Source organism: Halomonas sp. 3F2F (assembly GCF_014897805.1).
Classification (GTDB): domain Bacteria; phylum Pseudomonadota; class Gammaproteobacteria; order Pseudomonadales; family Halomonadaceae; genus Vreelandella.
Genome location: NZ_JABUZE010000189.1, coordinates 15,003 through 27,487, shown reverse-complemented (window position 1 = coordinate 27,487; position 12,485 = coordinate 15,003). Strand labels below are relative to the sequence as shown.

The following is a 12,485-nucleotide window of genomic DNA, read 5'->3' as shown; positions in this document are numbered from 1 at the left end:
GGCTAGCATACCATTTATTTATACAAAACCATTACAAACAGAGTGCCTTTTATTAAGATCTGATCTACTATCACCCTATTCTCGGTGACAACAGACTAGATTTAAGGGACTACCAATGCTCGCATATTTCGCTTCTGACGCCTTACGTAGCGCCCTAACCCAACATACTGCGTGTATCTATTTTTCATCGGAAGGCATTATCCAAGAGGCTAGTGAGTCGTTTTTAGCCTCTATGGGGTACTTATTAGCTGACATTAAGGGGCAGCATCACCGTATTTTTTGTTTTCCTGAAGAAACGTCTAACCGTCAATATGATGATTTTTGGAAATCACTTGCAGCAGGTGTAAGCCAGCAGGGGCGTTTTCGGCGCATGAATGCACTTGGCGAAGAGGTATGGCTTGAGGCTACCTATTTACCGATCAAGAACCGTCGTGGCAACGTTGTACAGATTTTAAAAGTAGCCACTGACGTGACCAAAGAGCACCAAAACGCCGCTAGCGAACGTTTCATTCTTCAAGCCCTAAATAGCTCAATGGCAGTCATTGAATTCACAACTGACGGCTTTATTCTGGATGCCAATACTAATTTTGAACAAGTAATGGGTTATCCTCTGCACAAACTTCGTGGCGAACATCATCGACTGTTCTGCGATAACGATTTTTACCGAGAACACTCAGATTTCTGGCAACGCTTAAGCCAAGGGGAGTATAAGCAGGGTAAGTTCTTACGCCTAAATGCCAAAGGAGGCGCCGTTTGGCTGGAAGCTACTTATAACCCTATCTTTGATGACGAGGGTAAGGTGGTAAAGGTCGTTAAGTTTGCTACCGATATTACTCAAGCAATGCTGGCAACTGAAGCTGCTAAAGCCACAGTAAGCAGCGCCCAAGCATCGTCTAGCCAAACCGAGCGAATTGCTCAAAATGGGTTAACCCACTTGCAAACGGTGCTTTCCGACTCACAACATGCCGCCCATACGCTCAACGAAGCACAGCAACTAATCACTGCACTAAACCAACAAGCGGAACAGATTAACAAAATCACTGCATCAATCGCGCAAATTGCCAGCCAAACAAACTTGCTTTCATTAAATGCCGCGGTGGAAGCAGCAAGAGCAGGTGAACAGGGCCGTGGATTTGCTGTAGTAGCAAATGAGGTACGCCAATTAGCCAAAGGATCAAGTGAAGCGGTGAGCGAAATCACTCGAGTCCTAAAAGAAAATAATGCACTTGTCGCCCGCACCACCCAGGCAATGCAGCAAGTGGTCAAGCAAGGTGAAAGCAGTCAAACGAGTGTTAAAGAAATAGAGTCAATTGTGAGCGAAATTTTGCAAGGCGCGCAGAGTGTTTCTCACTCTATCGAACGACTCTCTCTTTAGCACCTTGATAAGAAAAAACTCGCCATGTTTATGGCGAGTTTTTTAGTCTTAAAACGAGGTAGCGTTAACTTATTAGCGCAATTTCGTTTTACGCAGGTACGGCAGAACAGCGTCAAATTCACCGAACTTCTGCTTAGCATCTTCATCAGACACGCTCGGCGGAATAATAACGTCCTGACCAACTGTCCAGTCAGCAGGCGTTGCAACGCCATGTTTTGCCGTGGCTTGCAGTGCATCCAGCGCACGCAGAATTTCTGCGAAATTACGGCCAACCGTCATCGGGTAGGTCATCGATAGCTTCAACTGCTTATCCGGCCCGATAATGAACACCGAGCGTACCGTTGCGCTATCGGCGGGGGTGCGGCCATCTGGCAGATAAGCATCTTCTGGCAGCATATCGAACAGTTTGGAAACCTTTAGGCCTTCATCGGCAATAATGGGGAAGCCAACCTTATTGCCGCAAACTTTCTCGATATCGCTTGCCCAGCGTTTGTGGTCTTCAACGCCATCCACAGAGACGCCAATAACTTTGGTGCCGCGCTTTTCCCATTCGGGGCTCAGCGTTGCCACTGCGCCGAACTCTGTAGTGCAGACCGGGGTGAAATCTTTAGGGTGAGAAAAGAGGATCGCCCAGCTATCACCGATCCAGTCGTGGAAATGAATCGGGCCTTGGCTAGTTTCTGCTTCGAAATCAGGCACTACCGCATTGATACGTAATGACATCGTTCCTCCTCATTAGGGTCAAGTGACCTTAATACCTTATATGACTTTCAACGCCTTCACTATAGAACGTTTCGCGCTATAGCAGTGAAACATTTGCTATGCTCAATCCAGCGACGTGGCGTCTTTCTCTTCCCGCTTGATGCGCTTTACCCAGCGCTGTTTTGCATAGTGGCGCAAGTTCGCCACACTGTCGGTTTCATCGACAATATCTTGACCTAATATCGTCTCAATGATGTCTTCTAGGGTGATAAGGCCCACAAAGGTGCCGTGTTCATCATAAACCACCCGCATGTGCAGGTGATCCTTCAACATTGATGTAAACACCTGCTCGACATTGTTCGATACTTCGACACTACCAATTGGGTGCATCAGCTCGCGCATGGTTTTGGCATCATCGGCGTGATACATATCGGCCTTGTGCACATAACCAAATGCCTGCTCACCGTTATCCATCACAGGGAAACGCGTGAATGGCATTTTGCCATACTGCTCGTCAAACTCCTTGACCATCATGTTAGGCAATACCGTTTCACAGACAGTACGGGGCGTCATCGCTTTATTGACCGCAATTTCATGCAAATTCAGCATGTTAATAATGGTGCGTGACTCATCCGCATCCAACACTTGCTCTTCTAAACCTACCCGCGCCAACACTTTAATTTCATCGCGCAAGTCAACATCATGCTCCGACTTTCCTAAGCGGCGCGTAATCTGTTCAGACATCCAGATAAACGGCAGCAACCCAATGATCATTGGGTTCAGTAACCGTGGCAACATCGGTGATAGACCTCGCCAATAGGTAGCACCAATCGTTTTGGGAATGATTTCAGAAAGAATTAAAATCAGCATGGTCATGACGGCAGACACAATGGCAATAGAGGCTTCGCCAAACACGACCGCGGCCTGCGCCCCCACTGCCGTTGCACCGACAGTATGCGCAATGGTGTTAAGCGTTAAGATCGCGGCCAACGGCCGATCAATATTGGTTTTTAGCTTCGTCAGCGCTACATGAAGCTTGGGATTATCTTCTTTTTGCTTGGCGATATAGCTCGGCGTAATAGACAGCAACGCTGCTTCAAGGATAGAGCACAGAAAAGAGAACGCGATTGAAAGGGTAGCAATCGTGATAAGAAGGAACATGGGAGCTCATAGTGATGGATGATGCATCGTATATAAGGCCACGACTGCTTGGTGTCAATGCATAAACACATGTTTATTCTCTTACAGCCAGCAAACAATATTTATCACCACTGCCACTCACTTCTCGCCACTGCATCGTGGGCATGTAAACTTTCTGCGTGAACTACCTTTAGCTGGAACCCTGAAATATCAGCCATCTTTCTAAGCGCTCCATCCAGACGTTTGGCGGCATCTTCACAGAACATCAGATTCTGACCATTGGCGAGCGCAAATGCCTGCTCATCAATACGTTTAACAGCTGTCTGTAACGCTGTCCCCAGGGCGTTCTCAATACGCTCAATAAGGTCAGCAAGCGGTATGTCATCGTTTCCTGCCAGCCGTATGGAACAGTGGGCAACACTGCGCTGACTATGTGGAGTGGCGAGTACCCCTTCCTCGCTGCCTAGCCACGCGAGTACGGCCTGCTTGGTTAAGGGAATCTCTTCAAAATCTTCCGCAAACGCTTGCTGAATTAGCTGTCTTGCTAATGCCGCTGAGCAGGGGCAAGTTGAGGAGTAACCAACGGATACGTCTAGCTCCACCTTGAAACCTGACGGTGTGAGCTGGCTGTGCAGTGTAAACGGATAGCCTTTCCAACCTGACAAAGGGCTGATCAGCGCGTCACGTTTAAGTAATGCCTCCCCACTGAACGTTAGGTAAGCGTTTTCTGATAATGCGTGGTGACTCTCCAAAAAAGCCGCAAGAACACGATGAAGTAACGTGGGCGTTAGCGCCTGGTGCTCTAATGCATCCAATGCGGTATACAGCCGTGACATGTGGATACCGCGAGCACCGGCTTCTTCAAGGCTAACGCCCGCTGACACATTAGCGTTTACTTGGCTCCCCGCCAGCCTTACTGGCAGCGCCACGCCTTCCATACCAACCCAGGAAAGCGTGCCCGGTAAACGGGCAGGTTGTTGGGCAATATCGGGTAAAGTAAAAGCCGTCATTAAATTGCCTCGTTCGTTGATGAGTTAAAGGGTGTGAAATAACGATAAAGCTGCGCCACAGTGGCAGGCGCGACATTTTGAGTAATGAAGACAAACCGAGAAATGCGGTCATTAACACACTGCATCGGCAGAGGCGTCGGCGGGTGGAAAATGTGCTGGACGCCGTGCAGCGCGAGCGGTTCATCACGGTCGGTAAGGTGCACAATCGCTTTAATGCGTAGCATTTTCTCGCCCATCAACGACATCAATAGATCCAGCCAGTTTTCCAAAGCGTCTGGGGTAATTAATTCCTCAACGCAAAAACAAAACGCATTGATATTCTCCCCATGGCGAGTCAACGTTGGCTGGCTAGTGGGCTGCACAAAAGCAGCGTTACTGTCGCCCTGCTGCTCCCCCTCGTGCTTAACATCTTCAGCATGGATAACGCTGTAACGTGCTGACTTCAGCCACTGCTCCACCTGGTGTCGTTGAGAATCCCGACGAAAAAGCCCTGCGCCTACCAACAATTCAGGCGAAAGATTACCGTTCACCACCTGCCACTGCTCTGCGGCGGGATTGATAGACGCCAGTTGGTTAGCCAGTGGCGCTAAGCAAACTTCGTCGACCAGGTCAGTTTTGGTGATGAGTAATCGGTCAGCTATCGCAATCTGGCGCTGTGACTCACGATGCGCCTGCAACGTTGCCTCACCGTTCGCGGCATCAACACAGCACACCACGCTATCCAACTGGAAACGGTGGGCAAGCCAATGATCGGTCATTAACAGCTGTAAAATAGGGGCGGGATCGGCCAGTCCCGTGGTTTCAATCACAACACGGGAAGGTGCTGGTTTTCCCTCTGCCAACAGCGAATCAATAGCCTGCTTTAGCGTACGGCTTAAGTCTCCCCTCAATGTGCAGCACAAACAGCCGCTGCTCATCTCCACCACCGCTTGCTCATCACTCTGGGTAATCAGTTGATGATCTAGTCCAATATCACCAAACTCATTAATTACGATCAGCGTGTTTTGCATTGACGCTTGGCGTACCCAGCTATTGAGTAACGTTGTCTTACCGCTCCCTAAAAATCCGGTCAGTACGTTAACCGGTGTCAGCGTGGAGAACTGCATCACTCCCCCCGTGCCTTGCGGAAATGGTGCTCTTTACGCTCCTGGCGCTCCTTTGCCTCAATGCAAAGCTTTGCCGTGGGACGAAAAAGTAGCCGTTGAAGACCAATTGGCTCGCCAGTTTCTTCACAGAAGCCGTATTCGCCATTTTCGATGCGCTGTAAGGCTGCATCGATATTAGTGATCAACCGACTTTCGCGATCTGCTTGGCGAAGTGACAACCGCAGCTCCTCCTCAAACGAGGCCTGGTCAGCCTCGTCGCTATCCCTCTCATGAGAGGCGATAGCCGTTTTCACCTCGCTTAAATGCGCTTCAAGTTCCGCTCGCTCGTTTAAAAGCCGCCGACGAAAAAAAGCAAGCTGCGCGGCATTCATGTACTCGTCCTCTGATGAGGCCAACAGCAGAGCCTCCTCAGCTTTTTTTGCATCTGGGAATTCAGCGCCACTGTCTGTTCTGGCAGTTACTGACTGAGTGATATCGGGTTGCAATGGTTAGACTCCTTTTGATAAAAACGTTATAACATAACAAATAAAGCTCTGCGACCTAACCTTTCTCAATGCTAATGCACTGCTAAACGTAACAGGAGACCTACATGCCCACTCCACACTCTCATCAAGCAGTCTCTTGGCGACTACCACAACACGCCGCACTGGATACCGACATCAGCGTGCTTCCGCGTATATTTGAAGAGCAGATTAACATCGCTATTCTGCACCGCGCTCTGCCCGCCGATGTGGCGCTTAGCGCAAACGCACAGAGCCAGACATCGCGCGACTGGCAGTACGCATGGCTTGGCAGCCCGACAGATGACTTTAAAAATGACTTGCGTCGCAAGCTACCAGAGCCCTCAGCAGGAGATGCGCTGGTTGACGATATCGCAACCGCTGCTGAAGCCATCGCATTCCTGTTTGATACCGATACCGTGGGCATTCGTCTACGCTTATTAACAGCGGCGATGTGCCCACGTTTTCACTGCGACAACTTGCCGGTACGTTTAGTGACCACCTATGTCGGCCCGGGTAGCGAATGGTTACCTGAAAATGCGCTTAATCGCGCGGGGCTGGGTGCGCCAACACCTGATCGCCCAGAGATTATCAGCGACCCAAGCGCCATTCAGCGGTTGCATGCCGGTGATATCGCGTTGCTAAAAGGCAGCGGTTGGGTGGGCTGTGAAGAGCATGGCTTAGTGCACCGCAGCCCCTCTTTGGAGGCAGGTCAAAAGCGGCTATTGCTAACGATAGACCCCGCTTGATCGACTTACCCCTGTCACTAATTCGTCACTCCCCCCTGATAGGATTTATCGAATTAAATCGCTTACGGGAATGGTCATGGATAACAAACTACTGCTGGCAGGTGTAATAAGCATCTCGATGTTAACGTCGACGGCGTATGCTGAGTCATTAGGCAATCTAGCCTTTTCTGACACAACGCCCTATACCTCAGACATGACCCTAAAAGATGATTTCACCATTGCCGGTGATGACGATTTAATGGCGATGGATGCCATTAACAGCAACGGTTATGCCAACGCCATTATCGAAATACCCACAGGCACGTCTGCCAAATGGGAAGTTAGCAAAGAGGACCCGAACGCGGTTTATTGGGAGTATAAAGACGGCGAGCCGCGCATTGTAAATTACCTGGGTTATCCAGGCAATTATGGCGCCATTCCGGGTACTGCCCTGCCCAAAGAACTAGGCGGTGACGGTGACCCACTCGATGTCATCGTCTTAGGCCAAGCGTTACCGCGCGGTGAAGTCGTTGATGTACGTGTTATTGGCGTTTTAAAAATGTTAGACGACGGCGAGCAAGACGACAAACTGGTGGCAGTACTTACCCAGGATTCACCGTTTGCCCATATTGAAAGCATGCAGCAACTCGATAGTGAGTTCCCTGGTGTTAGCCAGATTGTTGATATCTGGTTCGCGAATTACAAAGGCCCTGACGGTGGTATGGAAGGTCTTGGGTTTGAAGACGCCGAGTCAGCGTTAGCCGTACTAGCAGCAGCTGCTGAGAATTTTTCAGCCACGCAATAATCTGATTGAATCAAACCGCCGTATTTTAAACTGTTTAAACATCACTGTTCTATTGATAGAGCAGTGATGTTCTATGCCTTTTTTCCCCATGCTTAACGTTATTGGGCGTTTGCCATTGGTTAATGACCCAACACTAAAACGCCCCCAGTAAGGAGGCGTATTGCTGATATTGCATGCTTTCATTTACTGGTTAAGCAAATACGTCAGTCCACTCACTGCGCTTAGCCAGCAAGCCTTTGGCTAGCGCTTGGGCACCTTCCAGGCTGTGACTGGCGGCCCAGCCGCACTGCATCTCATTACAGGCGGGTACTTCCGTGGCAGTCAGCACATCGTTGAGCGTTTGCTCGATAATGCTTAGCACGCCGTCATAATCGTCGTGGTTAATCATCGCGATATAAAAACCGGTTTGGCAACCCATCGGGCTGATATCAACCACTTTATCGGTGTGATTACGCGACATTTCAGCCATCAGATGCTCCAGGGAGTGCAGCGCAGGCATCTCCATGTGCTCTTTGTTGGGCTGACAAATACGCAGATCATACTTGTGGATACGGTCGCCATTTTGGCCTTCTTTAATATCGGCCAAACGCACGTAAGGTGCTTTTACCTTGGTATGGTCCAAGTTAAAGCTTTCGACGTTCATTTTCTTTTCAGTCATGTTGGCTCCGTCATCTAGGTACAACGCTTACTTATTCTACACCGTTACTGCTTTTCACACCTTGGGAGCGTCGAAATTCCACGGCTCGTCGGTATAAACACACACGTTGGCATCTTCAATATCGCCGTCGGGTGGCTCGACGTGCTTAGCGAAAAAATCTTGTATCTCTTTGCGCTGACAGTGGGCTTCAAACTCTTCTCGGCTGGCCCAGATTTCATGAAACACGATCGGGTGGCTAGTGCCCTGGGCAAACGGATTGTCGATTTGCCGAGTCACAGTGTAGTGAATACAAGCATCTTCGCGATGGGTGTTTGGCTCTAAAGACTGCAGCGCTTTAAATACCGCTTCTTCTTTTCCCGCTTTGGGCTTAAAGCTGGCGATACAGTAAATTTTTTCCGACATGGTCATATCCTAAGCGATTAAGTTGGCATCATTATGCGGCTTGTCGGTGTGGGTTAACAACCTAACGGCTCATTCGTTCAGCCAGCATTTCCAAATCAGGCACTGTCATATCCGGCTCTCCTCCCCAGGGGTCGAAGGGCGCATCAGGGTGACGGCGCACCCAGGCGCTATGTAAACCTGCATGCGTTGCTCCAATCACATCAAAAGGATTACTGGAAATCAGCCAGGTATGTTCTGGGCGTGCTTCTAAACATGCGCGTAAGTAAGCGTATACCGCAGGATCAGGCTTGAAGCGCTTAACGTCATCAACACTTACCACCGCATCCATGTGGTTTTCCACGCCTGCGCGGGCCAGTAGCTTAGTGACAGCTTCTTGAGTGCCGTTAGAAAACGCCACGCAGCGAATTCCAGCATCACGTAGTTGATCTAGGGCAGGCAGCACATCTGGGAATGCAGGTAACTCTGCATAAACCGCCATTAAGTGGTCATGGTCATTATCAGAAAGACCGCTTTGCATCGCACGATCAGTGAACACTAATGCCTCCCGGATACACTCCGAAAACGGCACATAGGCTCCCATCAAACCATGGCGAAAGCTGTATTCCAGCTGTTTTTCCCGCCAGCGCTTAGCAAAATCCCCAGCGATGGCTGCGTCACTGAGGCGGCGCTCCAGCTCAACCGTTACCCCTTGGGTATCAATGAGCGTGCCGTATACATCAAAAGCAAGTACCGGTTGCATGATAACTCCTAGCCTGATGGGTCGGATAATGGTGGGAGATAGGTGATCTCATGCATTTAGCATAGCTGCCCTCCTCAAAAACAAAAACGCCGCTGCGATATAGGCAGCGGCGTTTGGGGAGCGTTAAGCGCTATTAAATCGTAAAGGCCGCTTCTTGCTCACCGGTTTTAAGATCACCGGAACGCACCAGCTCATCCGTCACGCGATCAATGGCACGCTTGGCGCGACCAATCATTTCGTCAACTTCACCACGGTTAATGGTCAGTGGCGGTGCAAAGCCTAGAATATCGCCTTGAGGCATCGCACGGGCGATCAGGTTTTCTTCCATTGCCGCTGCTGCAACACGCGGGCCAACTTTCAACGCCGGGTTGAAATGCAGGCGCTGTTTGGCGTCTGGTGAGAACTCTAGAGCGGCCATTAGGCCAACACCGCGTACGTCGCCAAGCAACGGGTGACCTTCAAAGGTGGCCTTGAGCTGCTGCTGGAAGTAGCCGCCAGTTTCAGCAGAGTTACCCACTAGGTTTTCGCGCTCGATAATATCCAAATTGGCAAGGCCTGCGGCACAGCCTAGTGCGTGACCTGAATAGGTCCAGCCATGACCGATAGGACCAAACTCGCCAGTACCCTGCTCAAGCACTTTCCATACTTTGTCGCCAACAATCACGCCAGAAAGCGGCTGGTACGCGCTGGTTAGCCCTTTAGCAATGGTGACCAAATCAGGCTTCATGTTGTAGTGGTGGCTACCGAAGTCCGAGCCGGTACGGCCAAAGCCACACACGACTTCGTCGGCTATCAATAGCACGTCATACTTGTTCAGCACTGCTTGAATCGCATCCCAATAGCCTTCTGGCGGCGGTACGATACCACCGGTACCCAGCACCGGCTCACCGATAAATGCTGCGACGGTGTCGGGGCCTTCTTCCAGAATCATTGCCTCTAATTTCTCGGCACAGTAGGCAGAAAACTCAAGTTCTGTCATACCGTGCTGTTCTGCCGCGCGCAGATAGTAGTGCGGCGCTTCAGTGTGGCGAATGGTGTCGATTGGCAGGTCAAAATGGTCGTGGAACGCTTTAAGACCGGTTAGCGAACCAGAGGCGATGCCGGAACCGTGGTAACCACGCATACGCGAGATCACTTTTTTCTTCTGCGGACGCCCCAGCACGTTGTTGTAGTAACGTACTATTTTGAGCTGTGTTTCATTCGCATCAGAGCCTGACATGCCGTAATACACCTTGGACATGTTCATGCCAGCGATTTTCAGAATACGCTCAGAAAGCTCAATCTGCGGCTCGTTCGAGTGGCCTACATAGGTGTGGTAATAAGAAAGCTCTAGCGCTTGCTTATAGATCGCTTCAGCAACTTCAGTGCGGCCATAGCCGATATTGACGCAGTAAAGGCCCGCAAAGCCGTCGATAAACTCACGGCCATCTTTATCTACGATATTAATACCTTTACCGCCAGTGATAACACGACCCGGCAAATCGCCGTGGGCGAAGTCGCGCAGGTGCGTAGAGGCGTGAAAAGTGACTTTACGGTCGCGTTCGATCAGATCCTGATGCAAGCTCATAACGTTCTCTCTATACAGTCCCTCCCCACCGTGTGGGGAGGATGCTTAAATTAATAAAACCGATTAAACATCAACTTCCCGATACTGAACCTAATGCCCCAAGGCAGTAGTACTTCGTTTCTAAATACTCATCGATACCGGTAGCGCCGCCTTCACGTCCAAGGCCGGACTGTTTCACGCCACCAAAAGGTACCGGTGGGCCAGTCATTTTCACGGAGTTGACGCTAACCATGCCGTACTCCAACGCCCGCATTAACTTCCAGATGCGGCGAATATCATGGGTATAGATATAGGCCGCTAAGCCGTATTCGGTGTCATTGGCCATTTCAATAACTTCGTCATCGGTACTATAAGCGGTAATACCGGCCACCGGGGCAAAGTTCTCTTCACGCCAGACTTTCATTTGCGGTGTTACGTTGGTCAACAGCACTGGCATAAAGAAGTTATCGCCCGGTGCTTGGCTCTGGTCACCAGCAATCATCGTGGCACCTTTGGAAATCGCATCATCAACAATCGATGCTGCTTTTTCGACTGCCTGGCGATGAATCAGCGGGCCCAAATCAACCTCTCCATGCAAACCGTTACCCACGGTAAGTGCCGCCATGCGCTCGGTAAATTGCTCAACGAACGCATCGTGGATAGATTCGTGAACCAAAATGCGGTTGGCGGCTAAGCAATCTTGCCCAGCCGTTTGAAACTTGGCCGAGACTGCAGCATAGGCTGCCTCTTTGGGATCCATATCCGGACCAACGATAAACGGCGCGTTGCCACCTAACTCCAGCGATAGCCGTTTAACCGTATTTGCGCTCTGTTCAATCAACAAGCGGCCAACACGGGTAGAACCCGTGAAAGAGAGCGCTCGGATACGCGGCTCGCTGCACAAAATTTTAGAGACTTCTGCAGGATCACCCAGCACGACGTTAAAAATACCTTCCGGAATACCTGCCCGCTCGGCAAGCTCCGCCAGCGCCAGCGCCGAGAACGGCGTTTCATTGGCAGGCTTGATGATCACCGGACATCCAGCGGCCAACGCCGCTGCAGCCTTGCGGGTAATCATGGCCAGCGGGAAGTTCCACGGCGTAATCATCGCCGCAATGCCTACCGGCTCTTTAATGGTGCCCAGTGATGCATTGGGAATATGGCTAGGAATGGTTTCACCGTAGGTGCGTTTCCCCTCTTCAGCGAACCAACGCACGAAACTGGCACCGTACTCTACTTCGCCACGGGCATCCGGCAGCGGCTTGCCCTGCTCCAACGTCATGATGGTGGCTAGGTCTTCACGATTGGCTTGAATCAAATCGTACCAAGCCAGCAAGCGCTCGCAGCGCTCGTCAGCGCGTAGGGCACGCCACTGTACAAAGGCAGTTTCAGCAGCATCTACGGCAGCGGTAATTTGCTCAGCTTCCAGCAAGGGAATGTGGCCAATGGCTTCATTGGTCGCCGGGTCATACACCGCTTCTTCGCGGCCGCCGTCACCATGGGTCCATTTACCGTCTACGTAGGCGTACTGACGGAACAGACGCGGATCTTCCAAGCGCTTAGTGAGCGTGGTCGATAGTGTGGTCATGGGCACCTCCCCAGGTTGCAGCCAGTGACGGTGAAGCCAATCGCTGGCGACAAACCGTTGCACAGAAAATGTTGCTAAAAAATCGGTCTACAGCCCAACGTCTCGATGGGCTGTTTCAGTGTGTCTAGCGTAAGGGAGATACCGCACGAAGTGTTTTTGAAAGCGCCGGATAATTCCGGCGCTTTT

At 50.7% G+C, this 12,485-nt stretch carries 13 protein-coding genes; 3 read left to right on the top strand and 10 right to left on the bottom strand.

The genetic code is table 11. From position 1 onward, the window contains the following. The first annotated feature begins 115 nt into the window (after positions 1–115). On the top strand, positions 116–1,375 hold the full coding sequence (locus tag INT21_RS19485) for a PAS domain-containing methyl-accepting chemotaxis protein (protein WP_193068720.1): 1,260 nt from the start codon (positions 116–118) through the stop codon (positions 1,373–1,375). Positions 1,376–1,447: 72 nt separating this feature from the next. Here the strand turns inward: INT21_RS19485 and INT21_RS19480 are convergent, their stop codons facing one another. From INT21_RS19480 to dksA, 5 genes are all read right to left on the bottom strand, one after another. Next, a complete protein-coding gene (locus INT21_RS19480) occupies positions 1,448–2,098 on the bottom strand; it encodes a peroxiredoxin (RefSeq protein WP_095604014.1) in 651 nt (216 codons plus the stop codon). Between the two features lie 102 nt (positions 2,099–2,200). Next, entirely contained in the window at positions 2,201–3,238 is a 1,038-nt protein-coding gene (locus INT21_RS19475) for a CNNM domain-containing protein (RefSeq protein ID WP_193061774.1), read from the bottom strand. A gap of 104 nt (positions 3,239–3,342) precedes the next feature. Further along, positions 3,343–4,227, bottom strand: coding sequence for a GTP cyclohydrolase FolE2 (gene folE2, locus INT21_RS19470; protein WP_089039653.1), 885 nt, complete (start codon positions 4,225–4,227; stop codon positions 3,343–3,345). Next, a complete protein-coding gene (locus INT21_RS19465) occupies positions 4,227–5,333 on the bottom strand; it encodes a CobW family GTP-binding protein (protein ID WP_193068718.1) in 1,107 nt (368 codons plus the stop codon). The genes folE2 and INT21_RS19465 overlap by 1 nt, the downstream gene beginning before the upstream one ends. Continuing rightward, positions 5,333–5,818, bottom strand: coding sequence for an RNA polymerase-binding protein DksA (gene dksA, locus INT21_RS19460; RefSeq protein ID WP_193061776.1), 486 nt, complete (start codon positions 5,816–5,818; stop codon positions 5,333–5,335). The genes INT21_RS19465 and dksA overlap by 1 nt, the downstream gene beginning before the upstream one ends. 104 nt (positions 5,819–5,922) lie before the next feature. On the opposite strand from dksA, the gene INT21_RS19455 reads away from it, so the two are divergent. Continuing rightward, positions 5,923–6,582: a DUF1826 domain-containing protein gene (locus tag INT21_RS19455; protein WP_193061777.1), complete on the top strand. Its 660-nt coding sequence runs from the start codon at positions 5,923–5,925 to the stop codon at positions 6,580–6,582. Between the two features lie 76 nt (positions 6,583–6,658). Then, positions 6,659–7,366, top strand: a complete 708-nt coding sequence (locus tag INT21_RS19450) for an inorganic diphosphatase (RefSeq protein ID WP_193061778.1) — start codon at positions 6,659–6,661, stop codon at positions 7,364–7,366. Between the two features lie 190 nt (positions 7,367–7,556). Here the strand turns inward: INT21_RS19450 and INT21_RS19445 are convergent, their stop codons facing one another. From INT21_RS19445 to INT21_RS19425, 5 genes are all read right to left on the bottom strand, one after another. After that, positions 7,557–8,024, bottom strand: coding sequence for an S-ribosylhomocysteine lyase (locus INT21_RS19445; protein WP_089039658.1), 468 nt, complete (start codon positions 8,022–8,024; stop codon positions 7,557–7,559). Positions 8,025–8,078: 54 nt separating this feature from the next. After that, entirely contained in the window at positions 8,079–8,426 is a 348-nt protein-coding gene (locus INT21_RS19440; RefSeq protein ID WP_193085597.1) for a putative quinol monooxygenase, read from the bottom strand. A 61-nt stretch (positions 8,427–8,487) separates the two neighbouring features. Then, positions 8,488–9,165 carry a haloacid dehalogenase type II gene (locus INT21_RS19435; RefSeq protein ID WP_193061780.1) on the bottom strand — a complete coding sequence of 226 codons (678 nt, stop codon included), beginning with the start codon at positions 9,163–9,165 and terminating at the stop codon, positions 8,488–8,490. Positions 9,166–9,298: 133 nt separating this feature from the next. Further along, positions 9,299–10,732, bottom strand: a complete 1,434-nt coding sequence (locus tag INT21_RS19430) for an aspartate aminotransferase family protein (protein ID WP_193085596.1) — start codon at positions 10,730–10,732, stop codon at positions 9,299–9,301. Between the two features lie 70 nt (positions 10,733–10,802). Beyond that, positions 10,803–12,299 (bottom strand): NAD-dependent succinate-semialdehyde dehydrogenase, encoded by a 1,497-nt coding sequence (locus INT21_RS19425; RefSeq protein WP_193068717.1) that lies wholly within the window; start codon positions 12,297–12,299, stop codon positions 10,803–10,805. Positions 12,300–12,485: the final 186 nt, after the last annotated feature.

Coding starts and splice junctions, on each gene's coding strand:
- INT21_RS19485 (WP_193068720.1), top strand. CDS start 116: ATGCTCGCATATTTCGCTTCTGACGCCTTACGTAGCGCCCTAACCCAA.
- INT21_RS19480 (WP_095604014.1), bottom strand. CDS start 2,098: ATGTCATTACGTATCAATGCGGTAGTGCCTGATTTCGAAGCAGAAACT.
- INT21_RS19475 (WP_193061774.1), bottom strand. CDS start 3,238: ATGTTCCTTCTTATCACGATTGCTACCCTTTCAATCGCGTTCTCTTTT.
- folE2 (WP_089039653.1), bottom strand. CDS start 4,227: ATGACGGCTTTTACTTTACCCGATATTGCCCAACAACCTGCCCGTTTA.
- INT21_RS19465 (WP_193068718.1), bottom strand. CDS start 5,333: ATGCAGTTCTCCACGCTGACACCGGTTAACGTACTGACCGGATTTTTA.
- INT21_RS19455 (WP_193061777.1), top strand. CDS start 5,923: ATGCCCACTCCACACTCTCATCAAGCAGTCTCTTGGCGACTACCACAA.
- INT21_RS19450 (WP_193061778.1), top strand. CDS start 6,659: ATGGATAACAAACTACTGCTGGCAGGTGTAATAAGCATCTCGATGTTA.
- INT21_RS19445 (WP_089039658.1), bottom strand. CDS start 8,024: ATGACTGAAAAGAAAATGAACGTCGAAAGCTTTAACTTGGACCATACC.
- INT21_RS19440 (WP_193085597.1), bottom strand. CDS start 8,426: ATGTCGGAAAAAATTTACTGTATCGCCAGCTTTAAGCCCAAAGCGGGA.
- INT21_RS19435 (WP_193061780.1), bottom strand. CDS start 9,165: ATGCAACCGGTACTTGCTTTTGATGTATACGGCACGCTCATTGATACC.
- INT21_RS19430 (WP_193085596.1), bottom strand. CDS start 10,732: ATGAGCTTGCATCAGGATCTGATCGAACGCGACCGTAAAGTCACTTTT.
- INT21_RS19425 (WP_193068717.1), bottom strand. CDS start 12,299: ATGACCACACTATCGACCACGCTCACTAAGCGCTTGGAAGATCCGCGT.